Source organism: Alteriqipengyuania lutimaris, assembly GCF_003363135.1.
GTDB lineage: Bacteria > Pseudomonadota > Alphaproteobacteria > Sphingomonadales > Sphingomonadaceae > Alteriqipengyuania > Alteriqipengyuania lutimaris.
Genome location: NZ_QRBB01000001.1, coordinates 2,130,850 through 2,156,457, shown reverse-complemented (window position 1 = coordinate 2,156,457; position 25,608 = coordinate 2,130,850). Strand labels below are relative to the sequence as shown.

At 64.5% G+C, this 25,608-nt stretch carries 30 protein-coding genes and 1 pseudogene; 19 read left to right on the top strand and 12 right to left on the bottom strand.

Annotated elements, in window-relative coordinates; all coding sequences use genetic code 11:
• The first annotated feature begins 34 nt into the window (after positions 1-34).
• The 7 genes and pseudogenes from DL238_RS10320 (at position 35) to DL238_RS16380 (ending at position 2,748) form a co-directional block, all read left to right on the top strand.
• Positions 35-580, top strand: a complete 546-nt coding sequence (locus DL238_RS10320) for a hypothetical protein (protein ID WP_115492183.1) — start codon at positions 35-37, stop codon at positions 578-580.
• Between the two features lie 22 nt (positions 581-602).
• Positions 603-1,040 (top strand): phage holin family protein, encoded by a 438-nt coding sequence (locus DL238_RS10315; RefSeq protein ID WP_115492182.1) that lies wholly within the window; start codon positions 603-605, stop codon positions 1,038-1,040.
• Positions 1,037-1,345 (top strand): hypothetical protein, encoded by a 309-nt coding sequence (locus DL238_RS10310; protein WP_115492181.1) that lies wholly within the window; start codon positions 1,037-1,039, stop codon positions 1,343-1,345. Before DL238_RS10315 ends, DL238_RS10310 begins: the two co-directional genes overlap by 4 nt.
• 77 nt (positions 1,346-1,422) lie before the next feature.
• Positions 1,423-1,902, top strand: coding sequence for a hypothetical protein (locus DL238_RS10305; RefSeq protein WP_115492180.1), 480 nt, complete (start codon positions 1,423-1,425; stop codon positions 1,900-1,902).
• A gap of 99 nt (positions 1,903-2,001) precedes the next feature.
• Complete coding sequence (locus DL238_RS10300; RefSeq protein WP_115492179.1) at positions 2,002-2,247, top strand: DUF4170 domain-containing protein; 246 nt, start codon at positions 2,002-2,004, stop codon at positions 2,245-2,247.
• Positions 2,204-2,497 (top strand): annotated as a pseudogene (locus DL238_RS16560) (hypothetical protein); the annotation flags it as partial. The gene DL238_RS10300 and the pseudogene DL238_RS16560, both read left to right, overlap by 44 nt.
• A 77-nt stretch (positions 2,498-2,574) precedes the next feature.
• Positions 2,575-2,748, top strand: a complete 174-nt coding sequence (locus DL238_RS16380; RefSeq protein WP_234031038.1) for a hypothetical protein — start codon at positions 2,575-2,577, stop codon at positions 2,746-2,748.
• A 28-nt stretch (positions 2,749-2,776) separates the two neighbouring features.
• Here the strand turns inward: DL238_RS16380 and greA are convergent, their stop codons facing one another.
• From greA to carA, 5 genes are all read right to left on the bottom strand, one after another.
• Positions 2,777-3,244, bottom strand: a complete 468-nt coding sequence (gene greA, locus DL238_RS10290) for a transcription elongation factor GreA (RefSeq protein WP_115492178.1) — start codon at positions 3,242-3,244, stop codon at positions 2,777-2,779.
• Positions 3,245-3,366: 122 nt separating this feature from the next.
• Positions 3,367-6,822, bottom strand: coding sequence for a carbamoyl-phosphate synthase large subunit (carB, locus tag DL238_RS10285; RefSeq protein ID WP_115492177.1), 3,456 nt, complete (start codon positions 6,820-6,822; stop codon positions 3,367-3,369).
• On the bottom strand, positions 6,823-7,119 hold the full coding sequence (locus DL238_RS10280) for a hypothetical protein (protein WP_115492176.1): 297 nt from the start codon (positions 7,117-7,119) through the stop codon (positions 6,823-6,825).
• Entirely contained in the window at positions 7,116-7,490 is a 375-nt protein-coding gene (locus tag DL238_RS10275) for a hypothetical protein (RefSeq protein ID WP_147291009.1), read from the bottom strand. The genes DL238_RS10280 and DL238_RS10275 overlap by 4 nt, the downstream gene beginning before the upstream one ends.
• Positions 7,487-8,665 carry a glutamine-hydrolyzing carbamoyl-phosphate synthase small subunit gene (gene carA, locus DL238_RS10270; protein WP_115492174.1) on the bottom strand — a complete coding sequence of 393 codons (1,179 nt, stop codon included), beginning with the start codon at positions 8,663-8,665 and terminating at the stop codon, positions 7,487-7,489. The genes DL238_RS10275 and carA overlap by 4 nt, the downstream gene beginning before the upstream one ends.
• A gap of 160 nt (positions 8,666-8,825) precedes the next feature.
• Between carA and DL238_RS10265 the strand changes: the two genes are divergently transcribed.
• The 4 genes from DL238_RS10265 (at position 8,826) to rpoD (ending at position 13,992) form a co-directional block, all read left to right on the top strand.
• Entirely contained in the window at positions 8,826-9,278 is a 453-nt protein-coding gene (locus DL238_RS10265; protein ID WP_115492173.1) for a GatB/YqeY domain-containing protein, read from the top strand.
• Positions 9,275-10,021 carry a hypothetical protein gene (locus DL238_RS10260; protein WP_115492172.1) on the top strand — a complete coding sequence of 249 codons (747 nt, stop codon included), beginning with the start codon at positions 9,275-9,277 and terminating at the stop codon, positions 10,019-10,021. The genes DL238_RS10265 and DL238_RS10260 overlap by 4 nt, the downstream gene beginning before the upstream one ends.
• 65 nt (positions 10,022-10,086) lie before the next feature.
• On the top strand, positions 10,087-11,982 hold the full coding sequence (gene dnaG / locus DL238_RS10255; protein ID WP_115492171.1) for a DNA primase: 1,896 nt from the start codon (positions 10,087-10,089) through the stop codon (positions 11,980-11,982).
• A 9-nt stretch (positions 11,983-11,991) separates the two neighbouring features.
• Positions 11,992-13,992, top strand: coding sequence for an RNA polymerase sigma factor RpoD (gene rpoD, locus DL238_RS10250; RefSeq protein WP_115492170.1), 2,001 nt, complete (start codon positions 11,992-11,994; stop codon positions 13,990-13,992).
• 318 nt (positions 13,993-14,310) lie between these two features.
• Here the strand turns inward: rpoD and DL238_RS10245 are convergent, their stop codons facing one another.
• Positions 14,311-15,564, bottom strand: coding sequence for a sensor domain-containing phosphodiesterase (locus tag DL238_RS10245; RefSeq protein ID WP_115492169.1), 1,254 nt, complete (start codon positions 15,562-15,564; stop codon positions 14,311-14,313).
• A 196-nt stretch (positions 15,565-15,760) separates the two neighbouring features.
• On the opposite strand from DL238_RS10245, the gene rpiB reads away from it, so the two are divergent.
• The 5 genes from rpiB (at position 15,761) to DL238_RS10220 (ending at position 18,910) form a co-directional block, all read left to right on the top strand.
• Complete coding sequence (gene rpiB / locus DL238_RS10240; protein WP_115492168.1) at positions 15,761-16,225, top strand: ribose 5-phosphate isomerase B; 465 nt, start codon at positions 15,761-15,763, stop codon at positions 16,223-16,225.
• Between the two features lie 3 nt (positions 16,226-16,228).
• Entirely contained in the window at positions 16,229-17,560 is a 1,332-nt protein-coding gene (glyA, locus tag DL238_RS10235; protein ID WP_115492167.1) for a serine hydroxymethyltransferase, read from the top strand.
• A gap of 19 nt (positions 17,561-17,579) precedes the next feature.
• Positions 17,580-17,801 (top strand): hypothetical protein, encoded by a 222-nt coding sequence (locus tag DL238_RS10230; RefSeq protein ID WP_115492166.1) that lies wholly within the window; start codon positions 17,580-17,582, stop codon positions 17,799-17,801.
• Between the two features lie 14 nt (positions 17,802-17,815).
• Positions 17,816-18,514: an RNA methyltransferase gene (locus DL238_RS10225; protein WP_407640854.1), complete on the top strand. Its 699-nt coding sequence runs from the start codon at positions 17,816-17,818 to the stop codon at positions 18,512-18,514.
• Between the two features lie 108 nt (positions 18,515-18,622).
• Positions 18,623-18,910 carry a hypothetical protein gene (locus DL238_RS10220; RefSeq protein WP_115492164.1) on the top strand — a complete coding sequence of 96 codons (288 nt, stop codon included), beginning with the start codon at positions 18,623-18,625 and terminating at the stop codon, positions 18,908-18,910.
• Here DL238_RS10220 and DL238_RS10215 read toward each other — a convergent pair.
• Positions 18,891-19,211 carry a chorismate mutase gene (locus DL238_RS10215; protein ID WP_115492163.1) on the bottom strand — a complete coding sequence of 107 codons (321 nt, stop codon included), beginning with the start codon at positions 19,209-19,211 and terminating at the stop codon, positions 18,891-18,893. The genes DL238_RS10220 and DL238_RS10215 overlap by 20 nt on opposite strands.
• A gap of 221 nt (positions 19,212-19,432) precedes the next feature.
• Between DL238_RS10215 and rpsD the strand changes: the two genes are divergently transcribed.
• Both rpsD and DL238_RS10205 read left to right on the top strand, forming a co-directional pair.
• On the top strand, positions 19,433-20,047 hold the full coding sequence (gene rpsD, locus DL238_RS10210; protein ID WP_115492162.1) for a 30S ribosomal protein S4: 615 nt from the start codon (positions 19,433-19,435) through the stop codon (positions 20,045-20,047).
• Positions 20,048-20,175: 128 nt separating this feature from the next.
• Positions 20,176-20,385, top strand: a complete 210-nt coding sequence (locus tag DL238_RS10205; protein ID WP_115492161.1) for a hypothetical protein — start codon at positions 20,176-20,178, stop codon at positions 20,383-20,385.
• Here DL238_RS10205 and DL238_RS10200 read toward each other — a convergent pair.
• Together DL238_RS10200 and tgt are read right to left on the bottom strand one after the other, a co-directional pair.
• Positions 20,366-21,088 carry a M50 family metallopeptidase gene (locus tag DL238_RS10200; RefSeq protein ID WP_115492160.1) on the bottom strand — a complete coding sequence of 241 codons (723 nt, stop codon included), beginning with the start codon at positions 21,086-21,088 and terminating at the stop codon, positions 20,366-20,368. The two genes, DL238_RS10205 and DL238_RS10200, sit on opposite strands and share 20 nt — an antisense overlap.
• Positions 21,085-22,215, bottom strand: coding sequence for a tRNA guanosine(34) transglycosylase Tgt (gene tgt / locus DL238_RS10195; RefSeq protein WP_115492159.1), 1,131 nt, complete (start codon positions 22,213-22,215; stop codon positions 21,085-21,087). The genes DL238_RS10200 and tgt overlap by 4 nt, the downstream gene beginning before the upstream one ends.
• Before the next feature lie 112 nt (positions 22,216-22,327).
• Here tgt and DL238_RS10190 point away from each other — a divergent pair, with 112 nt between their 5' ends.
• Positions 22,328-22,843 carry a hypothetical protein gene (locus DL238_RS10190; protein WP_115492158.1) on the top strand — a complete coding sequence of 172 codons (516 nt, stop codon included), beginning with the start codon at positions 22,328-22,330 and terminating at the stop codon, positions 22,841-22,843.
• Between the two features lie 7 nt (positions 22,844-22,850).
• Here the strand turns inward: DL238_RS10190 and DL238_RS10185 are convergent, their stop codons facing one another.
• Genes DL238_RS10185 through DL238_RS10175 form a run of 3 tightly spaced genes read right to left on the bottom strand, consistent with a single transcriptional unit; the run spans position 22,851 to position 25,544 of the window.
• Entirely contained in the window at positions 22,851-23,813 is a 963-nt protein-coding gene (locus DL238_RS10185) for a DUF481 domain-containing protein (RefSeq protein WP_115492157.1), read from the bottom strand.
• A 19-nt stretch (positions 23,814-23,832) separates the two neighbouring features.
• Positions 23,833-24,600: an ABC transporter permease gene (locus DL238_RS10180; protein WP_115492156.1), complete on the bottom strand. Its 768-nt coding sequence runs from the start codon at positions 24,598-24,600 to the stop codon at positions 23,833-23,835.
• Positions 24,597-25,544: an ABC transporter ATP-binding protein gene (locus tag DL238_RS10175; protein WP_115492155.1), complete on the bottom strand. Its 948-nt coding sequence runs from the start codon at positions 25,542-25,544 to the stop codon at positions 24,597-24,599. The genes DL238_RS10180 and DL238_RS10175 overlap by 4 nt, the downstream gene beginning before the upstream one ends.
• Positions 25,545-25,608 lie beyond the last annotated feature (64 nt).

The window sequence follows — 25,608 nt, the reverse complement described above, 5'->3', positions numbered from 1 at the left end:
GTCGAACACGAAACGCGAAAAGAGGGAAAAACCCATGGCTGCTGACGACAAGACTACTGAAACGAGTGCTGTTCCGCTGACGACCGACGCGGCAGGTGCCGCAAGTGGTTCGGCAGCAGCCCAGGGAACCGGCGGCAAGGAAGAAGCCAAAACGCGCTTCAACTCCGCGCTCGATGAAGCGAAGGCCGGCGCCCAGGCGCTGCGCGGCGAAGCCGCAACCCGCGCCAGGGGCTACAAGGAAGAGGCCCGCGCCAAGGGTTCGGAATATGCCGAGCAGGCGAAGGCCAAGGGCGGCGAGCTGGCCGTCGAAGGCAAGCACAAGGCGAGCGAGGCACTTGTCTCGCTGAGCCGCATGGTGGCCGAAAATGCCGCCAAGATCGACGACAATTTCGGTCCGAAGTATGGCGATCACGCCCGAAACGCAGCACGCGGCCTGCAGGACGCGGCCGCGCATATCGACACCAAATCCTACGACGAGCTTGGCGACGAAGCGCGCCAGTTCGTGAAGAAGAACCCCGGCCTGTCCGTCGGCATGGCGGCATTCGGCGGCTACGTCTTCGCACGCCTGTTCCGCCGCTAAGCGGGTCGGCTGAGGAGAAGCTGTGCCAGATCGCACCGATCTTGGTGAGCCTGTCGCGTCGCCCGATGCGGCAGGCTCCATCCATTCGCAGGCCCCGCCGCGCACCACGCGTGCCGATGAAGAGCCCTTGGGCTCGCTCTTCGACGACGCCTATGCGTTATACGAGGACGGGCGTACTTATGTGGAGGCCGAAGTGGCCTTCCAGAAGTCGCGTGCGGGCTATGCCTCGCGCGAAACGGGATCGGGAGTGGTCTTTGCGCTGGGCGCACTGGCCTTCCTGCACCTCGCCCTCATCGGCCTGGTAGTCGGCCTGATCATCGCGCTCACCCCGATCGTCGGAGCTTTCGCCGCGACGGGCATCGTCGTTGGCACGTTGCTGGTCCTGATGGCCATCGTCGGCCTGCTCGCCCGCAGCCGGTTCAAGCGGGTCAGCCGGGCATTCAAGGGAGACGGCGCATGAGCGCACGCAAGCTGCGGATGGAAGAAGACCGCGCGTTGCGCGATGCCTCACGGGCCCTGGTCAAGGACGACATCGCCCATCTCAAGGGCGACGTAGAGGAAAAGGGCATCGGTGCGCGGATCGCCAGCTCGGCCCTGATGGGCGTCAGCGACATCTTTTCCGAAGGCAAGGAACTTTTCGAGAAGCACAAGCCCGCTTCTTACGGCATCGGCGCGGTGTTCGCGGCCATCCTGGGCTGGTGGGCGCTGGGCGGCAAGTCCGACGAATCGGACGATGAGGACTACGCGTGGGACGAAATCGACTGATTGTCCCGAAATCGCGGAACTCTAAGCCTCTCCCCGCGCTTGATTAATAACGCACACAACGAGGTTGGAGAACACGCATGAGCACCCAGGAACAGCGCGACGAACTGCGCCGCAAGATCGAAGAGAGCGAGCAGCGCAACGAAGATCGCAGTATTGCCGACATGGCACGCGACGCGACCGACAGCGCGACCGAGTTCGTCAAGGAGCACCCGATCCTGACCGTCAGCGCCGTCGCTCTCATTGGTCTCGCCATCGGTTCGCGCACCTCGAAGGGTCGTGAAGTGACCGGCCGTGCGATCGGTTTCGCGGATCACCTCGCCGATCTGGCGATGGCATATGCCGGCGTTGCCGCCACCAAGGTCGGTGACGTGACCCGCCATAGCGGCGACCGTCTGGTCGATTTCGGCGACGATGTCGCTTTCGGAAGCCGTGCCGCCCGCCGCAATGCGCATTACTACGCCGAACGCCAGCGTGACGCCGCACGCCACGCCGGTCGCCGTGCCGCTCGCAAGACCGGTCGCGGCTATCGCGACCTCAAGGCGCGCCTTCCTTTCTAAGGGATCTGGCGTCCTTTCATAATAGCAAGGCACCACCCTTGCCCGAAAGCCCGCGCGCGTTATGGCTCGCGGGCTTTTTTAAATTCGATGGAGATAGATATGTCAGACAATCAGGTTCAGGAAACCACCAGCCCACAGCTGCTCCATCTGGTGATGGGCGGCCGCGTGAAGGATCCGCGTTCGGTCGAATTCCAGGACCCCGAAAGCATCCACGTGGTCGGTGTATTCAGCAGCTACGAACAGGCCGAAGAGGCATGGCGCGCCAACGCCCAGCGCACGGTCGACGATGCCGAGATGAAGTATGTCATCGTGCATATCCACAAGCTGCTCGAACCCGCAGCCTGACCTTGGCATGACCTACCGCATCCGCCCGTTCCGCCCGGCGGATGCGGAGGTCCTTGCCGAACTCGCCGTTCGCGCGATCCGGACCATCGGTCCACGCGCCTATGCGCCCGCCCAGGTGGCCGCATGGGCCGCTCGCCATGGCAGGGCAGAACGCTACCTCGCGCGTGCCGCGGATGGCGATGCAATCATCGTGGCCGCTAACGCGGCGGACCGGCCGGTGGCCTACGCATTGCTGGAGCCGCCCGGCGCGGATGGCGCACACCTCGACCATCTCTATTGCCACCCGGACCATACGCGGCGCGGCCTTGGCGGAGCGCAGCGCGCGCCTTGGGCGCAACGCGGCTTTACACCGAGGCGAGCGAACTCGCCCGCCCCGCGTTCGAACGCGCCGGTTACCACGGCGCGTTCGAACGCGCCGGTTACCACGTGTCGCACAGGCGCGACTTCGAAGTGGACGGTGTCGCCATCCACAACTTCGCAATGGAAAAGGTGCTGAAGTGAGGTCCCGCGAAGGCAGGAGCTCAGCAGATCAGACGAATTCGATCTTCTCGACGAGGTAGAACTTGTCGCCCGACGGCACCGTCACCTCGATCTCGTCGCCCACCTTCTTGCCGATCAGCGCGCGCGCCAATGGCGAGTTGTAGGAGATACGACCCGACTTGGCGTCCGCTTCGGTCTGGCCGACGATCTGGTATTTGATCGGCTTGTCGTCCTCGTCCAGCAGGGTCACGGTCGCGCCGAACACGACCTTGTCACCCGAGAGGGTCGATGGATCGATGATCTGCGCACGGGTCACGCGGTCCTCGATCTCGGCGATCTGCGCCTCGACCTGGCCCTGCCGCTCCTTCGCGGCGTGATATTCGGCGTTTTCCGACAGATCGCCATGTGCACGCGCTTCTTCAATCGCGTCGACGATCTTCGGACGTTCCGCGCGCAGGGCTTTCAAGTCGGTCGTAAGCCGCTCGTAACCTTCTGCCAGCATCGGAACTTTTTCCATGGGTACCCCCGATCTATACAAAGTGACCCGACCGCCGCCGCCATCTTTTCCGAAAGTCTATCCCGCGCCGCGCCCTTGCGGGGCGGAAGTGACGGAGAAGGTTTTTCAGGAAGGTAGCGTCGTCAGGCCGCTGAATAATAGGACTGGAGGGACCGAACTTCAAGCGTATGCGACGTGAGCGCGGTAATCGCCTCCACAGCTGCCCGCCCGGCCGACGCCGTGGTGAAGTACGGCACCTTGTGCTCCAGCGCGCTGGCGCGGATCGACTGGCTGTCGCGCAGGCTCTGCCAGCCCTCGGTCGTGTTCAGGATCAGATCGATCTCGTGATCGATGATCCGGTCGACGATATGCGGCCGCCCCTGCGCCACCTTGTTGACCAGCGTGACCGGCAGGCCCTGGTCGGTCAGGTAGGCGTGGGTGCCTCCGGTCGCGACGATCTCGAACCCGGCGTCCACCAGCCCGCGCACCGCATCCACGATAGCGGGCTTGTCGCCATCCTTCACCGAAACGAAGGCCCTGCCCTCGCGCGGCAGGATCATCCCTGCGCCCAGCTGGGCCTTGGCGAAGGCCATTGCGAAATCGCCGTCCAGCCCCATCACCTCGCCGGTGGATTTCATCTCGGGCGACAGAACCGGGTCCACGCCGGGGAAGCGGCCCCACGGGAACACCGCTTCCTTGACCGCCACGTAGTTCAGCTCGCGATTGATCGGCGGCAGGTCGGCCAGCTTTTCGCCCGCCATGATCCGCGCGGCGAATTTGGCGATCGGCTGCCCGATGGTCTTGGCGACGAAGGGCACCGTGCGGCTCGCACGCGGGTTGACCTCGATCAGGTAGATCTCGCCTTCCTTGACCGCGAACTGCGCGTTCATCAGGCCGACGACCTTGAGCTCGCGCGCCAGCGCTTCGGACTGCCGCTCGATCTCCTCGACCACCTCCGCGCTCAGCGAATAGGGCGGCAGGGTGCAGGCACTGTCGCCCGAGTGCACGCCCGCCTCTTCCACATGCTGCATCACGCCGGCGACGACGATGTCGGTGCCGTCGCACAGCACGTCGACATCGCATTCGATCGCGTCGCGCAGATACTGGTCGACCAGCACCGGGCTCTCTCCCGACACCTTCACCGCACTGGCGATGTAATCATCCAGCTGCGCTTCGGAATCGACCACCTGCATCGCGCTGCCGCCAAGCACGTAGGAGGGGCGCAGCAGCACCGGATAGCCGATCAGGCGCGCCGCGCCCGCCGCCTCGTCGCGGCTCTTGGCGATGCCGTTTTCGGGCTGCTTGAGTTTCAGCTTGTTGACCAGCTTGGCGAAGCGTTCGCGGTCTTCGGCAAGGTCGATCGCGTCCGGACTGGTGCCGAGGATCGGGATCCCCTCGTCCTCCAGCGCCTGCGCCAGCTTGAGCGGGGTCTGCCCGCCATATTGCACGATCACGCCGACCAGCTCGCCATTCACCATCTCGCGGCTCAGGATCTCGAGCACGTCCTCGGCGGTCAGCGGCTCGAAATAGAGGCGGTCGGAGGTGTCGTAATCGGTGCTGACAGTTTCCGGATTGCAGTTGACCATGATCGTCTCGAACCCGGCCTCGCTCAGCGCGAAGCAGGCGTGGACGCAGCAATAGTCGAACTCGATGCCCTGCCCGATCCGGTTCGGCCCGCCGCCCAGGATCACGATCTTGCGACGATCTGACGGATCGGATTCGTCTGCCGGAGCGCCGAAGGCCGGGGCCTCGTAGGTCGAATACATGTAGGGCGTGGCCGCCTCGAATTCGGCCGCGCAGCTGTCGATCCGCTTGTAGACGGGCAGCACGCCCAGCTTGTGGCGCAGCTTGCGCACTTCGGCGGCGTTCGTCGCGCCGGCCATCGCCTGCATCGCATCGTGGAGCAGGCCCGAGCGCGCGTTTTCCTGCCCGCGCGCCGCACCGACCGACTTGACCGCAAGCCGCGCGAGCTGGGCATCCGAAAAGCCCAGCGCCTTGAGCTTGCGCAACGCTGCCGCTTCGCGCGGCAGGCCATTGTCGAGCACGTCCTTCTCCGCCGCCACGATGGCTTCGATCTGGCGCAGGAACCACGGATCGTAGGTGGTCGTGTCGCGGATCGTTTCGAACGGCACGCCTTCGCGGAAGGCCTGCCCGATCCCGAGCAGGCGCGAGGGAGTGCGCCGGCTGATGCTGGCCACGATCTCGTCATGCGACGCGCCTTCGAGCTCCTCGACCGGGTCGAGCCCGTCGAGCCCCGTCTCCAGCCCGCGCAGCGCCTTCTGCAGGCTCTCGGCGAAGCAACGACCGATCGCCATGACCTCGCCTACCGACTTCATCGCGGTCGACAGGTAGGGCTCGGCGCCCTTGAATTTCTCGAAGGCGAAGCGGGGAATCTTGGTGACGACATAGTCGATCGTCGGCTCGAAGCTGGCAGGCGTTGCGCCGGTGATCTCGTTGGTGATCTCGTCGAGCGTGTAGCCAACCGCCAGCTTGGCCGCGACGCGCGCGATGGGGAAGCCGGTGGCCTTCGACGCCAGTGCCGAAGAGCGCGAGACGCGCGGGTTCATCTCGATCACGATCAGGCGACCGTCTTTCGGATTGACCGCAAACTGGACGTTCGATCCGCCCGTCTCCACCCCGATCTCGCGCAGCACCGCAATGCTGGCGCTGCGCATGATCTGGTATTCCTTGTCGGTCAGCGTCAGCGCGGGGGCGACGGTGATCGAGTCGCCGGTGTGCACGCCCATCGGATCGACGTTCTCGATCGCGCAGATGATAATGCAATTGTCCTTGCGGTCGCGCACCACCTCCATCTCGTATTCCTTCCAGCCGAGGAGCGATTCCTCGATCAGGACTTCTGTGGTGGGCGATGCGTCGAGGCCGGAGCGTACGATCTGCTCGAACTCCGCCTTGTTGTAGGCGATGCCCCCGCCTGTGCCGCCGAGCGTGAAGCTGGGGCGGATGATCGCGGGCAGGCCGGTGAAGTCGAGCGCGTCGAGGCTGCGCTGCACGGCGGCGGCGACGTATTTCTCCTTGCGGCGCTGCTCCCCGCGGCGCCACTCGGTCTCGAAGGTTTCCAGTTCGCTGCCCGAGAGCTCGGCCGCGCGACGTGTGAACTCGGCGCGGTCTTCGGCGGCCAGATCGTCGGCATTGATCGTGCGCGAGCGCGCACTTTCCAGCCCGATCTTGTCCATGGCCTCACGAAAACGCTGGCGGTTCTCCGCCTTGTCGATCGCGTCGGCATCGGCGCCGATCATCTGCACCCCGTGCCGCTCAAGCGCGCCGCTTTCGAACAGCTTGAGCGCGCAGTTCAATGCAGTCTGCCCGCCCATCGTGGGCAGCAGCGCGTCGGGTTTTTCCTTGGCGATGATCTTCTCGACCACCTCGGGCGTGATCGGCTCGATATAGGTCGCGTCGGCGAACTCGGGATCGGTCATGATCGTCGCCGGGTTCGAATTGACGAGGATGACGCGATAGCCCTCCTCCTTCAGCGCCTTGATCGCCTGCGTGCCCGAGTAATCGAACTCGCACGCCTGCCCGATGATAATGGGCCCCGCGCCGATGACGAGGATGGAGGAGATGTCGGTACGTTTGGGCATCTAATTTCCTGGCAAAAAGGGGTTTTGGCCCGCAGCCATCCAGTTCCAAGCTTCTTGATTCAGAAAACCGCCGGTCTCGAAAACATGCAACTTCGTGATGATGAAGTGGCTTCCCTCGAAAAATCCCTTGAAGCTGTCCTGTAATGATGCGGTATCATCAGTTGATTTTAGAATATATGTCCCGGCATACGGACTATAAAACTGATAAACCTTCCTGTTATCTTTAATGTAAGAGAGAAGCTGGTTGTAAGAGAAATTTGTGGCAAAAGGATTGAAAGAAAGAAGATAGACGTTCATTTTCCATCTCCCCTTTCAAGCATCGGGTTCTCGATTAATTCACCGTCGCCCTGTATAAAATTAGTATCCTCTGAATCCCCAAAATGCGGCCTCATTTGAGCGATTATCATCTTATTTTCTGTGTGCTTATGATCATCCAAGCGGTCCCGATCGAATATCGAGAACCAGACAATCTGAAAAACGGCTAAAAGAATAACGATCGCCGCGGGGCTAAAAAATATCAGCTGCGTTTGACCATCCGATAAGAAGCTAAGTAGCAACGAAATCGGCACGACGATTGCGGCTAAAATGAGCGTAGGGTTGAGTGAACTCTTTGATGCTAGCGTCCTAGTAACGTCAGCGACCCCCCGCATGTCTGGAATTTCACTCACCCCAGCATCCCCACGAACTTCTCGAACAGGTAGAAGCTGTCCTGCGGCCCCGGGCTCGCCTCGGGATGGTACTGCACCCCGAACGCCCGCTTGCCCTTGATCGCGATGCCGCAATTGGTGCCGTCGAACAGCGAGACGTGCGTCTGCTCGACATTCGCGGGCAGCGTGTCGCCGTCGACTGCGAAGCCGTGGTTCATGCTGGTGATTTCGACCAGGCCCGTCGCCTCGCCCCACCCTTCGCCGACACGCTGGACGGGATGGTTCGCGCCGCGGTGGCCCTGGAACATTTTCGAGGTTTTCGCGCCCGCCGCGAGGCCGAGCAACTGGTGGCCAAGACAGATGCCGAAGATCGGCACGTCACGCTCAAGCAGACCCTGGATTACCGGCACCGCATAAGCGCCGGTCGCGGCCGGATCGCCCGGGCCGTTGGAGAGGAACACGCCGTCGGGCTCGTGCGCCAGCACGTCCTCCAGCGGAGTTTCGGCGGGCACTACCGTCACCCGCGCGCCTGCGCGGACCAGCTGGCGGAAGATATTGTCCTTCGCGCCGTAATCGATCGCGACCACGTGCGGCTTTTCCGCCGTGCTATCGCCGTAGCCCTTGCCCAGCTCCCAGTGGCCGCCGCGCCAGCCCTCGTGTGCCTTGCGGCTCACCCGGCGGGCGAGGTCCATGCCCTCCAGTCCCGGCCAGTCGCGCGCCTTCTCTAGCAGCGCGTCGAGATCGAACACACCGTCGGCGCTGTGTGCGATCACCGCGTTAGGTGCGCCGTTGAGGCGGATGAGGCGCGTCAGCGCGCGGGTGTCGACGCCCGCGAGACCGATCTTGCCTTCGTCCTTCAGCCAGGTGTCGAGATCGACCTCGGAGCGGAAGTTGCTCGGCCCGGTGGGCACTTCGCTGATCACGCAGCCCAGCGCGCTCTCGACCTTGCTCTCGATATCTTCGGGGTTCGCACCGACATTGCCGATATGCGGGAAGGTGAAGGTGACGATCTGCCCGGCATAGGAGGGGTCGGTCATCACTTCCTGGTAGCCGGTCATCGAAGTATTGAAGCAGACCTCGCCCACCGCGCTGCCTTCGGCGCCGCAGCCGATGCCCCAAAGCGCCGTGCCATCGGCAAGAAGCAGCAAGCCCGTCGCGCCTTCAGGCTGCGCAGGAGTGATCTCGGCTGAAGCCATGGGCTTATCCGTTCCTTTAGTGTTTCCGGCGATGTGCGCTAAGCCATCCGGCTAGGCCTGCATTCCACGCTCGTCAAGCGCCCGAGCCATCTCCCACCCACAGGAACATTTGTTATAGCGGCACGTCTGGTGGGTAAGAGATAAAGGCAAACCGGAAACCATGATTCGCGAGACTATCAAGCAGGAAACCATCGCCGCAATGAAGAGCGGCAACAAGGAGCGGACGGCCACGCTCCGGCTGATTCAGGCCAAGATCAAGGACCGCGACATCGAACAGCGTACGGCCAAGGGCGAAGTCGATGACGACGAGCTTGTCACCGACGTGCTTCTCAAGATGGCCAAGCAGCGCAAGGAATCGATTGCGATGTACCGCGACGGCGGGCGCGACGAACTGGCGGCGCAGGAAGAGGCCGAGTTGCAGGTGATCGAGGAATTCCTGCCCCGTCAGATGGACGAGGCGGAAACCCGTGCCGCGATCGATCAGGTGAAGACCGATCTGGACGCGGCCGACATCAAGTCGATGGGCAAGGTCATGGCCGAGCTGAAAGCGCGCCATGGCGCCACGCTCGACATGACGCGCACCAGCGGCTGGGTGAAGGAATCGCTTTCATGAGGGCGCTCGTCGCCACTTTCGCGCTCACGGGCGCGCTGGCTTGCACGCTTGCCGCCTGTTCCGGCGAGGCCGGCGACAGCGAGCCGACCCCCTCGCCCACGACCAGCGCCTCGACAGCGCCGGATGCGCCATCCGAGCCGCGCACGCTCGTCGCCGCGGATTTCGACGAAATCGAACTCGGCGCGCGGATCGAGGGGCCGCTGGGCCCCGAAGTCGAGGGATCGATCGTCGCGGGCAATCGCTCGATCGGCGATATCGTCAGCTACGTCGCCTGCCCCCAGGAATACGACGAGTGCGACCCGGAGGACCTGCCCGAGGGCACCGTCTATACCTATGTCCATATCGTGACGCCGGGGGTCGACGAGCCCAACGATCCGCCCTTCCTACGCCCGGTCGGGCTGGACGAGGTCGAGACGGCGAGCCTGTTCGCCACTCTGCGCGCAGCGACCGGTTTCAACGGCGCGATCGGCTACGACCGCGAACAGGCGCGCGAAGCGCTGGGGCCGGACGGCGTCGTTCGCGTGCTCGACGACAACGGCACGCTGGCCTGGCGGATCGTGGGCGGCGATGGCTGGTCGACGGGAGAGACGATCACCTTCTTCTGGCAGAGCAATCTTCCGCCCGAAGGCGCGGAAGAGGCGTTCACCCTGCGCGCCGATGAAAAGATCGGGATGGCCTCGGGCCCCTTCCCGCCCCGCGCGAAGGATTCAGAGGACGGCGGAGATCGCGGCTCCGCTCCCTGAAATGGGTGGCGGGGCACCTTCGACTCTGGTCACTCGACCGGCACCGGAGTAGGGTCGGCGACGCGATGGCGCTTTCCCCCCAATGGCTCGATCAGTTGCGCACCCGCGTGACGCTTTCCAGCGTCATCATGCGCACGACCAAGCTGCAGCGCGCGGGCCGCGAATGGAAGGCCTGCTGCCCGTTCCACGACGAGAAGACGCCCAGCTTCACGGTCAACGACCAGAAGGGCTTCTACCATTGCTTCGGCTGCGGTGCCCATGGCGACGTGATTCGCTGGATGACCGACCAGCGCGGCCTCACCTTCATGGATGCGGTCAAGGAACTGGCGGTCACGGCAGGCATGGACATGCCCGCGCCCGACCCGCGCGAAGCGCAGCGGGCGAAGAAGCGCGCCGGGCTGCACGATGCGATGGGCGCGGCGCAGGAATTCTTCGTCGCGGAACTCGCAAGCCCGCGCGGTAGTGCGGCGCGCGATTATCTGGCCAAGCGCGGTTTCTCGACCGCCATCATGCGCGAATTCGGCTTCGGCTACGCGCCCGACGAAAGGCAGGCGCTCGCCGCCGCGCTCGGCTCCCTGCCGCCGCAACTGCTGGTCGAAGGGGGCCTGCGGATCGCGATCGACGGCAAGGACCCGTACGACCGCTTCCGCGATCGCCTGATGCTCCCGATCCACGATGTGCGCGGCCGGGTCATCGCCTTTGGCGGGCGCATCCTGACGCCCAAGGAAAGCGCGCCGAAGTATCTCAATTCGCCCGAGACCCCGCTCTTCGACAAGGGTCGCACGCTCTACAATATCCACCGCGCCAGTGCGGCGGCGCGCAAGGCCGACCGGATCGTCGTCGTCGAAGGCTACATGGACGTCATCGCACTCGCCAATGCGGGGATCGCGGAAGGCGTCGCCCCGCTCGGCACCGCGCTGACCGAGAACCACATCGAGGAATTGTGGCGCCACGCCCCCTCCCCCATCCTGTGCTTCGATGGCGATGCTGCGGGCCAGCGTGCAGTGCGCCGCGCGATCGAGCGTTCGCTGCCGCTGCTCAGGCCCGGACACACGCTGAGGATCGCGTGGCTGCCCTCTGGGCTCGATCCCGACGACCTGATCAAGGCCAAAGGTGTTGCCGCTTTCGAACAGGTGCTCGAAAAAGCGCAAGGTCTGCTCGAGGCGCTGTGGACGCTCGAGGCGCGCGCCGCGCCGCTCGACAGCCCCGAGGCCAAGGCCGGCCTGAAGGCCCGCCTGATGGCGCATGTCGAGACCATCGAAGAGCCCGACGTGCGCGCGCTTTACCGCCGCGAACTGCTCGATCGTTTTTCCGCGTTCGCCTTTCCCAAGCGCGAAAAAGCGCCGTTTCAGCCACGAAAAGCATGGAAGCGCGACGCGCCCGAACCGCTCGCACCCGACCTCGCAAAGCGGCTCGCCAACCTTGCCCAGGGCGGCGCGCGGGCCCGTCTGCTGGCCGATGTGCTGGCCAAGCTCGCGACCTTTCCGGAGCTGGTCGAGACCCATCGCGAGGCGCTGAGCGAGCTGGGCGAAACCGATCCGTCAACGGTTTCTTTGCTCGAACCGGTGATGAGCCGCGCACAAACGCTTGAAGCCGACGGCGGAAAGGCCATATCTGGGGCACGCTGGGGCTCCCGGTCCGCTGAACACTCCGTATCCGGCCTCCTCGATGAGGCCACAGATGCAGCGACCGCGCGCGAGGACCTGGCCGAAGCCATCGAGTTGCTGGTCGAAGGGCCGGCGCTCGAGAAAGCATTGGCCGCCGCGACGGAGCGCTTCGATCACGATCCGGAGGGCGCGTTCGCCGAACAGCAGCGACTGCTCAAGCGGAAGCTGGCGTTCGACGCACGCTTGGGCCAGATGGCAACGAGACGGATCGCGCGACCGCGACCGGTTGAAAATTCAAAAGCCGCTGCGGCTTCTCCCGAAAACGGGGAACGCATCGGCCAGGAAACGGATTAGCAAGGCCCTATGGCGTCCGAAGCGAAGACCAAAGAAACCGAAGATGCTCCCCTGATCGACCTCAACGAGGCGTCGATCAAGAAGCTGATCGCAAAGGCGAAAAAGCGCGGCTACGTCACTTATGACGAGCTGAACGAGGCGCTGCCGCAAGGCGAGATGAGCTCCGACCAGATCGAGGATATCCAGGCCGCGATCTCGGAGATGGGCGTGCAGATCGTCGAATCGGACGACGAGGTCGAAGCCGAAAAGGATGAGGTCGAGGAGATCGCGGCCGAATCGGATACGAAAAAGACCGACAAGCCCGCTGCCGCTGCTGCCAAGAAGACCGTCGATGCGCGCACCGACGATCCGGTGCGTATGTACCTGCGCGAAATGGGCGCGGTCGAACTGCTCAGCCGCGAAGGCGAAATCGCCATCGCCAAGCGTATCGAGGCGGGTCGCGACACCATGATCATCGGGCTGTGCGAAAGCCCGATCACCTTCCACGCCATCATCCAGTGGTCCGACGCGCTCAACGAAGGCGAGATGCAGCTGCGCGAGATCCTCGATCTCGACGCGATGCTCTCCAAGGAACCTCCCGTCGACAAGATGGAGGAGGAGAACGAGGATGACAGCGGCGAGATTTCGGAAGAAACCGCCGGTCCGACCATCCGCGAAGACGAGGATGAGGACGACGATTCCGAAGACGGCGACGAGGATGGCGACGGCGAGAGCAAGCGCCGCGACGACGACGACGAAGAAGACAATACGATGTCGCTGGCCCAGATGGAGGCCGCGCTCAAGCCCGACGCGCTGGAGCGCTTCGCGCGCATCACCGACCTGTTCAAGAAGTTCGAGAAGCTGCAGGGCGAACGCGTCGACACGCTTGGCCGGGGCGATGTCTTCCCCGCCGCCAAGGAAAAGAAATATGAGGCGCTGCGCGAACAGCTGACGGCGGAAGTCGAAAGCGTGCAGTTCCACGCGACCAAGATCGAATTCCTGGTCGACAACCTCTACGCCTTCAACCGCCGCCTGACCGCACTGGGCGGCCAGATGCTGCGCCTTGCCGAGCGTCACAAGATCAAGCGGATCGACTTCCTCGATGCCTATATCGGCAACGAGCTGGACGACGAATGGCTGACCAGCCGCACCAAGGACAAGAAGTGGGGCGCCTTCGCCGAGAAGGAAGGCGACTCGATCGAGCGTATCCGTCAGGAAATCAGCGATATCGCCAGCCAGACCGGCATGGCGTTGCCCGAGTTCCGCCGGATCGTGAACATGGTCCAGAAGGGTGAGCGCGAGGCGCGCATCGCCAAGAAGGAAATGGTTGAGGCGAACCTGCGCCTCGTGATCTCGATCGCCAAGAAGTACACCAACCGCGGGCTGCAGTTCCTCGACCTGATTCAGGAAGGGAACATCGGCCTGATGAAGGCGGTCGACAAGTTTGAGTACCGCCGCGGTTACAAGTTCAGCACCTATGCGACGTGGTGGATCCGGCAGGCGATCACCCGCTCGATCGCCGACCAGGCGCGCACGATCCGCATCCCGGTCCATATGATCGAGACGATCAACAAGCTGGTTCGCACGAGCCGCCAGTTCCTCCACGAGCAGGGCCGCGAACCCACGCCCGAGGAAATGGCCGAGCGTCTTTCGATGCCGCTCGAAAAGGTGCGCAAGGTGATGAAGATCGCCAAGGAGCCGATCAGCCTCGAAACGCCGATCGGCGACGAGGAAGATTCGCACCTCGGCGATTTCATCGAGGACAAGAACGCGATCATCCCCGTCGATGCCGCGATCCAGAGCAACCTCAAGGAAACCGTCACCCGCGTGCTCGCCAGCCTGACGCCGCGCGAAGAACGCGTGCTGCGCATGCGCTTCGGCATCGGGATGAACACCGATCATACGCTGGAGGAAGTCGGCCAGCAGTTCAGCGTGACGCGCGAACGTATCCGCCAGATCGAGGCGAAGGCGCTGCGCAAGCTCAAGCACCCGAGCCGCAGCCGCAAGATGCGCAGCTTCCTGGATCAGTAACTTCGAAAGGCCCCGCTTCGGCGGGGTTTTTCATGTCCGTCTGGATCAGCTCAATAGGCCGCGCTGTTCGATCGCCGCGAGCGCTTATCGACGGCCACCCGACCCCGATCCGGCGCGGTTCGTCCACGCCCTTGCCGATGCCTATGCCAAGGTTGCGCGGCCGGAGGTCACTGCCTGAAGAGGTCGAGACGCAACATCTTCCGCTTCATGGGCTTCGCGCCCGGGCGACACACGATCATCGGTGCCGTTGATAGCGGGGCGCAGGATAGCCGAAAGGACCTCTGCCGCGATGCGCGAGCTCGGCCCTCGTGCCTGCTCTCAGATCATGCTCTTGAGCAGATACTGGTTCGCCCTGACGAACGGCATCGGCTTGGCGAAGTGATAGCCCTGCCCGTAATGCACGCCGAGCTCGCGCAGCATGTCCAGTTCGCCCTGCCGTTCGATCCCCTCGCCCACCACTTCGCTGCCGATCGCCTTGGCGAAATGGACGATGGCCGCGGTCATTGCCTGCCGCGCAAGGTCGGTATCGATGTTGGTCGTCAGGCTCGTATCGAGCTTGAGAATGTCGGGCGCAAGATCCACGAGGTATCGTAGCCCGGCATAGCCCGCGCCGACATCGTCGATCGCGATCTTCGCGAATGGCGCAATCTCTCTCAGGGCTTCGGCCAGACCTGCGAAATCGCCCACCTGCTCGTGCTCGGTCACTTCGAGGACGATCCGCCGGTCGCCGGCCGTACGCAGGGCCTGCGCCACCCGTCCGCTCAGGATCGTTTCGGGCGAGGCGTTGAGCGATATGTAGATGTCACCCGGCATCCTGCGCGCTTCGGTGAGCGCGCATTCGATCGCGAATATTTCGAGATCCACGCCCATGCCGACCGTTTTCGCTTCGCCGAACCACAGGTCCGGGCTGCGCAGGTCGCCGTTCGCGGCGAATCGGGACAGGCATTCGAACCCTGCGACCCTGTTCGTGCTCAACTCGTGGATCGGCTGCATCGCGATCGACAGGCCCCTGGCGGCCATGACGTCGTCGATCTTGCGCCTCGTCACAAGGCGCTGCTCTTCTCCGGCCAGCGAGGTTTCGATTTGTTCGGCGGCGAGGCGACCGAAGGCGCGCAGGACGTTCATGTCGCGCTGGGTGATCGTGCGGTCTGCATCCCTGCTCACGCAGCAGAAACTGCCGAACACGCTCCCGTCGGAAAGGCGAAGCGGCACGTTGAGGTGCAATCCCACCGGGAGCATGCCCGTCACCGGCAAGCTCCGCGCCAGCGGGATGGCCTGCGCATCGGGGATTAGTTCCGGCAGGCGTCCTTCCAGAATGTGCCAGCAGAAGCTGTCCTCGCGCGGCTCGCGAAATCCCGCGCCCATCGGCAGGTCGAGATCGGTATCGACGTGCATCAGCTCACGCTGGTCGCCCTCGACATAGCGCCCGACGAAGGCGATCTCCGTGCCAAGATGCTCCCTCGTCGCCTTCAGGATCCGCTGCACGGATTCGTTCTCGATCGCTTCGAACCGGATCGGCGTACCCGCATCGGAACCGGCGGTAGGAGCGGCAAGGGCAAGATTCGCAGTCATACGGTCCGTATGGTTCTGCAATCCTCTTTATTTTATGAATACACTGACCAGACCGGTAAACGCGCCGCTCATCATGCGACGCGTGACGGCCTCTCTGGTCGTTTCTTCTGCTGATCCGCAGGCAAGCGCACGCACCTGCGAAAGAGCGTGTTCCTCCGGGTAGCATAGCGCGCCGGAAGGCCTTATGTGCCTCCCCATGCGTATCGCGATAGCTTCAGACCATGCCGCCATCGAAATGAAGGCCGCTCTGCACGAATGGCTTGTCGAGAAGGGGCACGAGGTCGCCGATCTCGGGCCGGCCGACGGCGAGCGGGTGGATTACCCCGACTACGGCTACAAGCTGGCGAGCGTCGTCGCCGACGGCACGGCGATGCGCGGCATTGCCCTGTGCGGTTCGGGCCTCGGCATTTCGATGAGCGTCAACCGCAATCCGAACTGCCGCTGCGCGATGGTGTCCGAGCCGACTTCGGCCCGGCTTGCGCGCGAGCACAATGATGCGAACGTGATCGCGATGGGCGCACGCCTGATCGGCATCGAACAGGCCAAGGCCTGCGTACAGACTTTCCTGGAAACCGCGTTCGAGGGCGGCCGGCACCAGGGCCGGGTCGACAAGCTCTCCGCACCGCCCGCAACCGCCACGCCAACTTCCGAAAGCGCATAGATCATGGCCACGCAAACCGCCGACCTCACCGCCCCCGACGCGAAGGGAGCCGACCCGATGAACCGGTTCTGGCATGACAGTCTCGCCGATGCGGACCCTGAGATCGCTGCGGCAGTAGACAACGAGCTTGCCCGCCAGCGTGACAAAATCGAGCTGATCGCGTCGGAAAATATCGCCAGCAAGGCGGTGCTCGAGGCCGCCGGCAGCGTGTTCACGAACAAGTATGCCGAAGGCTATCCGGGCAAGCGCTACTACGGCGGCTGCGAATATGCCGACGTGATCGAAACGCTCGCGATCGACCGCGCGAAGCAGCTGTTCGGCTGCGAATTCGCCAATGTGCAGCCCAACTCGGGCAGCCAGATGAACCAGGCAGTGTTCCTCGCCATGCTGCAGCCGGGCGACACCTTCATGGGGCTGGACCTCAATTCGGGTGGCCACCTGACGCATGGTTCGCCGGTCAACATGAGCGGCAAGTGGTTCAATCCCGTAGCCTATGGCGTGCGCGAAGGCGACGAGCTGATCGACATGGATGCGGTCGCGGCGACCGCGCGCGAGCACAAGCCCAAGCTGATCATCTGCGGCGGCACCGCCTATTCGCGGACCTGGGATTTCCCGGCCTTCCGCAAGATCGCCGACGAAGTGGGCGCGATCCTGCTGTGCGACATGAGCCATATCTCGGGGCTGGTGGCGGGCGGCGCGCACCCCTCCCCCTTCCCGCATTGCGACATCGTGACCACCACCACGCACAAGAGCTTGCGCGGTCCGCGCTCGGGCGTGATCCTGTGGAACGACGAGAAGTATTCCAAGCCGCTCAACATGGCGGTCTTCCCCGGCATGCAGGGTGGCCCGCTGATGCACATCGTCGCGGCCAAGGCGGTCGCCTTCCGCGAAGCGCTGCGGCCCGAGTTCAAGGATTACGCGAGCCGCGTGGTCGATAACGCCCGCGCCCTCGCCCAGAGCCTCGAGGCACACGGCCTGCGGATCGTCTCGGGCGGGACGGACAACCACTCGATGCTGGTGGACCTAAGTGCCAAGGATGTGACCGGCAAGGACGCCGAGAAGGGCCTCGATCGCGCCTATCTCACCTCCAACAAGAACGGCATCCCGTTCGACAAGCGCAGCCCCTTCGTCACCAGCGGCCTGCGTCTGGGCAGCCCCGCGGGCACGACGCGCGGTTTCAGCACCGACGAGTTCACCAAGATCGGCGAGCTGATCGCACGTGTGGTCGACGGGCTTGCCAAGAACGGGCCCGAAGGCGATGCTCAGATCGAACAGGCGGTGCGCGCCGAAGTCGGCGAATTGTGCGCCGCGTTCCCGGTCTATCCCGGCCGCTGAGAAACCAAGGACAACGCCGATGAACGATCGCGATCCCGATAACGGCCAGGACTGGGTCGAAGATGCCCGGCGCGAGCTTTCGGGCATGCTGAAGGAAGGGATGGACCATCCCTCCACCAAGCCCGTCCTGACCGGCGCAGCGGTCGGAGTGGTCGGCGCGGCGATTCTGCCGGTCATCACCTGGCCCTTCGGCCTCGCGGCGGGCGCGGGCTACATGCTTTACCGACGGATCAAGCGCTGAGCGAAACTCCGGTCATCGTCCTCGTCCGTCCGCAGCTGGGCGAGAATATCGGCAAGGCAGCGCGCGCGATGGCCAATTTCGGCCTTCGCGAGATGCGCCTCGTCGCCCCGCGCGATGGCTGGCCCAACCCTGCGGCGGGCCCGGCGGCGTCGGGCGCGGACTTCGTGCTCGACCAGGCGCAGGTGTACGAAAGTACGGCCGATGCGGTCGCCGATTGCGTGCATGTCTTCGCCACCACCGTGCGCAAGCGCGGCGTGACCAAGCCGGTGCTGACGCCCGAGGAAGCCGCCGACGCGATCCACGGTGAACCGGGCCGCAGCGCATTCCTCTTCGGACCCGAACGCTCGGGGCTTGAGACGGAGGACGTGGCGCTCGCCCGCACGATCCTGACGGTGCCGATCGACCCCGATTTCGGATCGCTCAACCTCGCGCAGGCGGTGATCCTGTGCGCCTATGAATGGTCCAAGCGCAAGGGACTGGCGCAGCCCCCGAAGGAAGACCTTCTTCCGCCCGGCTCGCAGGAGGAACTCGACGGGCTGATCGCGCATCTCGAACGCCTGCTGGAGCCGAAGGGCTATTTCCTGCCCGAAAACCGCGCCGAGGCGACGCGGCGGACCCTGCGGGGCGTGCTGACCAAGCCGGGCTGGAACCATCTTGAGTTGCGGACCCTGCGCGGGGTGCTGTCTTCTCTGGAACGTGCACCCAGAGATTAGGCAGAGCGCGCTCGTACTCGTGCGAGCGATCCTCTTCGCTACGGTATCCGTTCATATCGCGTTAAGTCGCGCGGGCAGACCTTCGAGCAATCATAAGAGGAGCGTTGCATGTTTGGTTTTACCGCTATCGCCGCCACCGTCTTCGCCATTTCGCCGCAGGCGGCTATCATTACAGATGAAAGCACACTCGTCTCCGAGCCCGCCAAAGCCGCCATCATGGCGGGCGTCTCGCAGAACCTTGTATGCGTGGACGGGCCGGATGCTTGGAACGCCGACATTGTTTGCATGACCCGCGCAGAATGGGACGAGGCAGCCCGGCTGGCCGAACTCCAAGCGTTGGCCGCCCAGCGCGACCGCGCAATCGGTCTGGCGCAGTTCAGCTCGCGCCGCCCCTGATCCGGTCCCATTCGATCATTTCGTAGGCGATCGACGCCTCGACAAGGGCTTCCCAAATATCGCCGATCGCTTCTTCGGGTAGGTTCTCGCGCCGCGCATCTTCGCGCACGTTTTCAATCACCTGCGCCTTACGCGCTTCGTCGCGCACATGTCCCCGGTCGGGCTTGATCCGCGCGGCGGCGCGCATATAGCCGAAGCGGACTGCGATCAACTGCATCAGCTCGCGGTCGAGCGCGTCGACGCCCGCGCGCACTTCGGCCATGGTTTCGCATTCTTCGGGTGCTAAAACGGTATCGCTCATGACCTGCGGCTCTGCCTCGCTCCGCGCGGACTGTCGAGACCTTGACGGTCAGGCCAAAATTGCTATGTGCCGCGCTTCGCTCGCGAGCTTTCCAACAAAGCCTCACGAAATTGGCCCCGCACCCCGGTGAAGCGGTGGCCGCGATGGAGAATTGCTCCATCGGTGCGATGCCGGGTTGAATGGCCGCGAATGGCGCGGTCCAGCAAATCGAAGGATGAATTATGTCGAAGCGCAAGAGCGCCAAGTACAAGCTCGATCGCCGGATGGGCGAGAACATCTGGGGTCGCCCGAACTCGCCGGTCAACAAGCGGTCCTACGGCCCCGGCCAGCACGGCCAGCGCCGCAAGGGCAAGATGTCCGACTTCGGCCTGCAGCTGCGCGCCAAGCAGAAGCTCAAGGGCTACTACGGCGACGTGACCGAGAAGCAGTTCAAGCGCACCTACCAGGAAGCCGCGCGTATCAAGGGCGATACCGGCCAGAACCTGATCGGCCTGCTCGAACAGCGCCTCGACATGGTCGTCTATCGCGCCAAGTTCGCGCCGACGATCTTCGCCGCGCGCCAGCTGGTCAACCACGGGCACATCACCGTCAATGGCGGCAAGTGCGACATTCCGAGCCGCCGCGTCGAAGTGGGCGACGTGATCGGCCTCGGTGCGAAGGCCAAGGACATGGCGCTGGTGATCGAAGCGCAGAGCCTGCCCGAGCGTGACATCCCCGACTACGTGGCGCCCGAAGGCACCGACAAGGTGACCTTCACCCGCGTGCCCAAGCTCGACGAGGTGCCCTACCCCGTCACGATGGAACCCAACCTGATCGTCGAATTCTATTCGCGCTGATCGGTTTTCCACCGACACGATTACAAGGGGCGGTCCTTTCTGGGCCGCCCTTTTTGTTTGCGACGAACCGAAGCGAAATCAGACGGTTGGTTGGAACAGGGGCGCGAAATCGGCATTCGCTAAACGCGATGATCGAGTACCGATTTCTGACCCCCAGACGCCGTGGCAAGTGGTACTCCACGCTCGGCCAGGCGCAGGCCGCCGCCAATCGGATCGGCGCGGGCTTTCTCGATCCCGGAGGCACGTTCGTGCCCTATCGCGGCACGGTTCTGGAAATGCGCGAGAAGACCCGACCCGGGATCGAGACCGAAGCGCCTGCTAGCGGCGCGAGCGCCTGAAGGCGTAGCGAAAGCTCCACCACAGCAGCGCGATGTTCGCTGCGCTCAGCACGATGGCCCAGAACCAGTAGGGCAGCAGCAGGGCCTGTGCGATGGCTTCGGTGTCCGATACCTGCGCTATTCCGCCCAGCGTCCCTCCCCGACTGAAGAGATAGCCCGACTGCGCCCATACGCTGATGATCGCCTGGACGCCCAGCAGCTGGATCGCGAAACGCTGCTGGTCGGCATTCGCGCGCCGCGCGATGGCCAGAATCGCGAGGCCCGTGGCGGGCAGCACCAGCCAGCCCGTAAAGCTGCGCACCCAGATCAGCGTGGTGACGAGCAGCGTCGCGCCCAGCACGGCGAGCGCGATCCTGCTGGCATTCAGGGTGCGTGATGAGGCGATGAGCGCCGCCCCCGCCAGCGCGGGGCCGATGGGGCCGCCCGCGGCGATGATCGCTTCCTGCAGCAGCGTCCTGCCCCGGGAGACCTGCGAGACGGCAACGCCCGAGCCATCGGGATAGATCTGCAGCTCGACGAAGCGTTCGCCCATCGCCAGAACCGCGAGACCGTGCCCCATCTCGTGGAACCACGTGGTCAGGATGGTGAAGGGATAGAGCAGGATCGCGCCGAAGGGCGTCTGCCACAGCATCAGCGATCCCAGCCCGAGAATCACGAGCAGCGCGATGCGCTGCTGCCGGTCCTGCTCTGCCAGATAGCTCATGCCTGTTTCAGATAGGTACTGCGGAACTCCCTCGCAAAGGCCGCGAAGCGATCGTCGGCGATGGCCGCGCGCATCGCCGCCATCAGCTGTTGGTAAAAGCCGATATTGTGCTCGGTCAGCAGCATCGCGCCCAGCATCTCGCCCGACTTGATCAGGTGGTGGAGATAGGCGCGGCTGTAGGTTGCGCAGGTGGGGCAGGCGCAGCGATCGTCGAGCGGGCCGGTGTCTTCCGCGAAGCGCGCATTGCGCAGGTTCATAGGTCCGTTCCAGGTGAAGGCCTGCCCGTTGCGGCCCGAGCGGGTCGGCAGCACGCAGTCGAACATGTCGACCCCGCGCTCGACCGCGCCGACCAGATCGTCGGGCTTGCCCACCCCCATGAGGTAGCGCGGCGCATCCTCGGGCAGCTGTGCGGGCGCGAAGTCGAGTGTGGCGAACATCGCCTCCTGCCCCTCGCCCACCGCGAGCCCGCCAATCGCATAGCCATCGAAGCCGATCTCGCGCAGAGCGTCGGCGGAGCGCTGGCGCAGCCCTTCGTCGAGCGCGCCCTGCTGGATACCGAACAGCGCGGCACGCTCCGCATGTTCGCCCCCGGCGTCGAAGGCATCGCGGCTGCGCTTTGCCCAGCGCATCGACATCTCCATGCTCGCCTCGATCTCGCTCAGCGGCCGGTCGGCGCGCGGGCATTCGTCGAACGCCATCACGATATCGCTGCCGAGCAGGCGCTGGATTTCCATGCTGCGTTCCGGCGTCAGCATGTGCTTGCTGCCATCGAGATGACTGCGGAACTCCACGCCTTCCTCGGTCAGCTTGTTGAGGTCCGACAGGCTCATCACCTGGTATCCGCCGCTATCGGTCAGGATCGGACGATCCCAGTTCATGAATGTGTGGAGCCCGCCCAGCTTCGCCATCCGCTCCGCCCCCGGGCGCAGCATCAGGTGGTAGGTATTGCCGAGGATGATGTCCGCGCCGGCAGCGCGCACGGCCTCGGGCTTCATGCCCTTCACCGTCGCGGCCGTGCCGACCGGCATGAAGGCGGGCGTGCGGATTTCGCCGCGCATCATCCGGATCGTCCCGGTGCGCGCGGCACCGCCGGTGGCGGAAATCTGAAAGTCGAAACGGGTGCTCATCGCCACGCTCGCTAGGATAGCGCGGCGCGATTGTCGACGTGCTCTCCATTCACGATTTGCTCACCGGACCGGGCGCAGGCACCACGGCGAACCCATCGAGGACCACGAGACCATGATCCGCCCCTTCGCCGCAGCCGCGTGCCTCTTCGCCGCGAGCACGTCGGCAGCCGCCCAGACCCAGCAGCGCCCCTGCATCACCCCGGCGGAGAACGAGGCGGTCGTCGCCTATGTCCTGCCGGACCTGATTGCCGCGCTCGAAACGCGCTGTGCCAAGGTGCTGCCGGGCGATGCCTTCCTCGGCAGCCGGTCGGACGCGCTCCAGCAAAAGCTCGAGCCGCAGGCCGATCGTGCATGGCCGCGTGCCCGCAATGCGGCGCAGCGCTTCGCGGGCACCAGCCTGCCGGTCGACGGACGGTTCGAGAATATCGCCAAGTCCGCGATCGCTCCGGCCGCGGCGCTGGCGATCGCGCGCGGTTTCGACGCGGAGCGCTGCCGCATCGCCGACCGCCTGCTGGCCGAACTTGCCCCGTTGCCGCCGCAAAACCTCGCGGGCGTGATGGCGCTGTTCCTCGAACTCGGCAGTGCCGAGAACGACGACGTGCCCTTCCGCGTATGCATCGCCGACTGAGGTTGGCTCAGAACCCGTAGACGAGCGTGAAACGGGTGATGGTGTCGGTCGATTCGACGTCGGGCCCGGAGTTGCTGTCGTATTCTAGCTGGTAGGACAGGCGCGAGCGCAGCCTGTCGCTGACCTTGAATTCGAGGCCGCTCAGCAGGTTCAGCGTGGTGTTGTTGCTGTCGATGATGGCGACCGCCGCACCGCCGGTTTCGGCGACGGCATTCGCATCCTGAGTCAGTGTGACACGGTCGAAGATCTTCCAGTCGAAATCGGCACCCAGCAGCGCCGCAATGCGGCTGACGCTCGTGCCGTCGGTGCGATCGGTCACGCGAAACGCGGGGCCGGCCTTGATCGCCAGACTGGCGTCATCGCTGTCGAGCAGCTTGTAACCTATACCGCCGGACACGGCATAGCGATTGTCGAACCCCTGGAAGCGGTCACGTTCGAACTGGGCGAGGCCATAGGCGAACAGGTTCTCGCCCATCTGAAACCTGGGTTCGTAGGCGACCAGATACTGCTCGCGGCTGGTGAGACCGTTCGAGCGCTGGTAATCGGCGGTCGCGCGCAGGGCATGGGTCCAGTCGATCCCCTCGCGCTTGAGCTTGAGGGCGAGCGACAGGCCGGTGTCGTCGCTGTTGCCGGTCGATACGAACCCGCCGATCTGCCCTTCCCCGCTCCACAGGTCGAGCAGCCCCGCCTGGCGGATCTCCTCTTCCTTCTCGGCTTCGGCAAGACGCTTCGCCTCGTTCTGTTCGGCGCGCCATGCGACCGCGATCTGCTCGATCGCGTCCGCGCTGTCGGGCTGCGTCTGCTTGGCCAGGGCGATGACCGTCTCGACCTTTTTCGGATCGCCGGTGGCGATCGCGGCATCGATCATCGCCTCGACTTCTGGAGGGATCGCGGCGGGCGGGCTTTCGGCGTATGCCGGAGCGGCGATCAGGCAGACGCCAACTGCGGCGAGCAACGTGGTTCGAGACATAGGACCCGCCAATAACGGCTCAATCGCGCAACCGCCAGCCAGTCTTGAAGATGTAGGCGATGATCGCGACGCAGCCGACGAGGAACGCCAGCGTCAGGCCGAGCGAGACCCAGATGCTGACATCCGCCGAACCGTAGAACGTCCAGCGCAGCCCGCTGACCAGATAGACGATGGGGTTGGCGAGTGCGATCTGGTCCCACGGGCTCGGCAGCATGTCGATCGAGTAGAACGTGCCGCCGAGGAAGGTCAGCGGGGTCAGGAACAGCAGCGGGATGATGCCCAGTTTCTCGAAACTGTCCGCCCATATCCCCAGGATGAAGCCGAACAGCGAAAAGCTCGACGCGACGAGGATGATGAACCCCACGGCCAGGATCGGGTGCGCGATCTCGTAAGGCACAAAAAGCCGCGCCGTCAGCAGGATGATCGCGGCGAGGATCAGGCTCTTGGTCGCCGCCGCGCCCACGAAGCCGGCCAGCGTTTCGGCTACGCCGACGGGGGCGGAGAGCAATTCGTAGATCGTGCCCGTGAAGCGCGGCATGTAGATGCCGAAGCTCGAATTGCTGGTCGTCTCGCCCAGCAGGGTCAGCATCAGCAGGCCGGGAATGATGAAGGCGCCGTAATCGACCCCGCCGAGGTCGGGCATCTGCCCGCCGATGGCAGCGCCGAAGACGATGAAATAGAGCGAGGTGGTGAGCACCGGGGCGAGCACCGACTGGAAGGCGGTGCGCAGGAAGCGCCACAGCTCGCGGTGATAGATCGACCAGGCGGAGCGTGCGTTGAAGGTCATGCCGGCTGCTCCTCTTCCTCGCCCAGCAGCGAGACGAAAATCTCCTCGAGGCTGCTTTCGCGCACGTCAATGCCGACATAGTCGATGCCTTCGCCGATCAGCGCCTTGGTCAGCTGCGCCACCTCTTCGCGGCCCTTGCCCGTACCGTCGCCGCCGCGATAGCAAATCGAGCGCCCGCCGTCCTCCAGTTCGACCGGGAAGCGCGCAATGGCGGGCGGCAGGGTGTCGAGCGGCCGCGCGAGCGTGACGTAGGCTTCGGTGCGGCCGAGCCGCGCCATCATCGCCTCCTTCTCGTCCACCATCAGGATACGGCCCTTGCGGATGATGCCGACGCGGTCGGCCATCTCCTCGGCCTCGTCGATGTAATGCGTGGTCAGGATGACGGTGACGCCGCGTTCGCGCAGCGCTGCGATCTGCTGCCACATCGAATTGCGCAGTTCGACATCGACGCCCGCGGTCGGTTCGTCGAGGAACAGCAGGTCGGGTTCGTGCGCCAGCGCCTTGGCGATCAGCACCCGGCGCTTCATCCCGCCCGAAAGCTGCATGATGCGGCTGTCGCGCTTGTCCCACAGGCTGAGCGAGCGCAGGATTTCCTCGACCCGCGCAGAGTCGGGCGGCAGGCCGAAGAGCCCGCGCGAATAGGCGACGGCACGCTGCACCGGCTCGAACATGTCGGTGCTGAGTTCCTGCGGGACGAGGCCGATCCGGGCGCGCGCCCGGCGCCAGTCGGTCGCGAGGTCCTGCCCGAAGGCGCGCATGGTCCCGCTGGTCGGCCGCACGAGGCCGCACACCGCGCCGATCAGCGTGGTCTTGCCCGCTCCGTTGGGGCCGAGGAGCGCGAAAATCTCGCCCTTGCGAATCGTCAGATCGACATCGTCGAGAGCCTTGAGGCCCCCGGGGTAGACCTTGGTCAGGCCGGAGAGCTCTAGGATCGGTTCGGACATGGCGCGCTATTTGGCGCGATCGATCTTTATTGCAAGGGAGCCGGGCGGAGAATGGACGACTATT

Bases quoted from the DNA above. Each gene is read 5' to 3' on its own strand.
- DL238_RS10205 (WP_115492161.1), top strand. From the start codon at position 20,176: ATGATCGAGTACCGATTTCTGACCCCCAGACGCCGTGGCAAGTGGTAC.
- dnaG (WP_115492171.1), top strand. From the start codon at position 10,087: ATGGCGCTTTCCCCCCAATGGCTCGATCAGTTGCGCACCCGCGTGACG.
- DL238_RS10185 (WP_115492157.1), bottom strand. From the start codon at position 23,813: ATGTCTCGAACCACGTTGCTCGCCGCAGTTGGCGTCTGCCTGATCGCC.
- DL238_RS10230 (WP_115492166.1), top strand. From the start codon at position 17,580: ATGAACGATCGCGATCCCGATAACGGCCAGGACTGGGTCGAAGATGCC.
- DL238_RS10265 (WP_115492173.1), top strand. From the start codon at position 8,826: ATGATTCGCGAGACTATCAAGCAGGAAACCATCGCCGCAATGAAGAGC.
- DL238_RS10245 (WP_115492169.1), bottom strand. From the start codon at position 15,564: ATGACTGCGAATCTTGCCCTTGCCGCTCCTACCGCCGGTTCCGATGCG.
- DL238_RS10200 (WP_115492160.1), bottom strand. From the start codon at position 21,088: ATGAGCTATCTGGCAGAGCAGGACCGGCAGCAGCGCATCGCGCTGCTC.
- carA (WP_115492174.1), bottom strand. From the start codon at position 8,665: ATGGCTTCAGCCGAGATCACTCCTGCGCAGCCTGAAGGCGCGACGGGC.
- rpsD (WP_115492162.1), top strand. From the start codon at position 19,433: ATGTCGAAGCGCAAGAGCGCCAAGTACAAGCTCGATCGCCGGATGGGC.
- DL238_RS10305 (WP_115492180.1), top strand. From the start codon at position 1,423: ATGAGCACCCAGGAACAGCGCGACGAACTGCGCCGCAAGATCGAAGAG.
- DL238_RS10220 (WP_115492164.1), top strand. From the start codon at position 18,623: ATGTTTGGTTTTACCGCTATCGCCGCCACCGTCTTCGCCATTTCGCCG.
- DL238_RS10260 (WP_115492172.1), top strand. From the start codon at position 9,275: ATGAGGGCGCTCGTCGCCACTTTCGCGCTCACGGGCGCGCTGGCTTGC.
- greA (WP_115492178.1), bottom strand. From the start codon at position 3,244: ATGGAAAAAGTTCCGATGCTGGCAGAAGGTTACGAGCGGCTTACGACC.
- carB (WP_115492177.1), bottom strand. From the start codon at position 6,822: ATGCCCAAACGTACCGACATCTCCTCCATCCTCGTCATCGGCGCGGGG.
- glyA (WP_115492167.1), top strand. From the start codon at position 16,229: ATGGCCACGCAAACCGCCGACCTCACCGCCCCCGACGCGAAGGGAGCC.
- DL238_RS10300 (WP_115492179.1), top strand. From the start codon at position 2,002: ATGTCAGACAATCAGGTTCAGGAAACCACCAGCCCACAGCTGCTCCAT.
- DL238_RS10190 (WP_115492158.1), top strand. From the start codon at position 22,328: ATGATCCGCCCCTTCGCCGCAGCCGCGTGCCTCTTCGCCGCGAGCACG.
- rpiB (WP_115492168.1), top strand. From the start codon at position 15,761: ATGCGTATCGCGATAGCTTCAGACCATGCCGCCATCGAAATGAAGGCC.
- rpoD (WP_115492170.1), top strand. From the start codon at position 11,992: ATGGCGTCCGAAGCGAAGACCAAAGAAACCGAAGATGCTCCCCTGATC.
- DL238_RS10180 (WP_115492156.1), bottom strand. From the start codon at position 24,600: ATGACCTTCAACGCACGCTCCGCCTGGTCGATCTATCACCGCGAGCTG.
- DL238_RS10175 (WP_115492155.1), bottom strand. From the start codon at position 25,544: ATGTCCGAACCGATCCTAGAGCTCTCCGGCCTGACCAAGGTCTACCCC.
- DL238_RS10215 (WP_115492163.1), bottom strand. From the start codon at position 19,211: ATGAGCGATACCGTTTTAGCACCCGAAGAATGCGAAACCATGGCCGAA.
- DL238_RS10310 (WP_115492181.1), top strand. From the start codon at position 1,037: ATGAGCGCACGCAAGCTGCGGATGGAAGAAGACCGCGCGTTGCGCGAT.
- tgt (WP_115492159.1), bottom strand. From the start codon at position 22,215: ATGAGCACCCGTTTCGACTTTCAGATTTCCGCCACCGGCGGTGCCGCG.
- DL238_RS10280 (WP_115492176.1), bottom strand. From the start codon at position 7,119: ATGAACGTCTATCTTCTTTCTTTCAATCCTTTTGCCACAAATTTCTCT.
- DL238_RS10320 (WP_115492183.1), top strand. From the start codon at position 35: ATGGCTGCTGACGACAAGACTACTGAAACGAGTGCTGTTCCGCTGACG.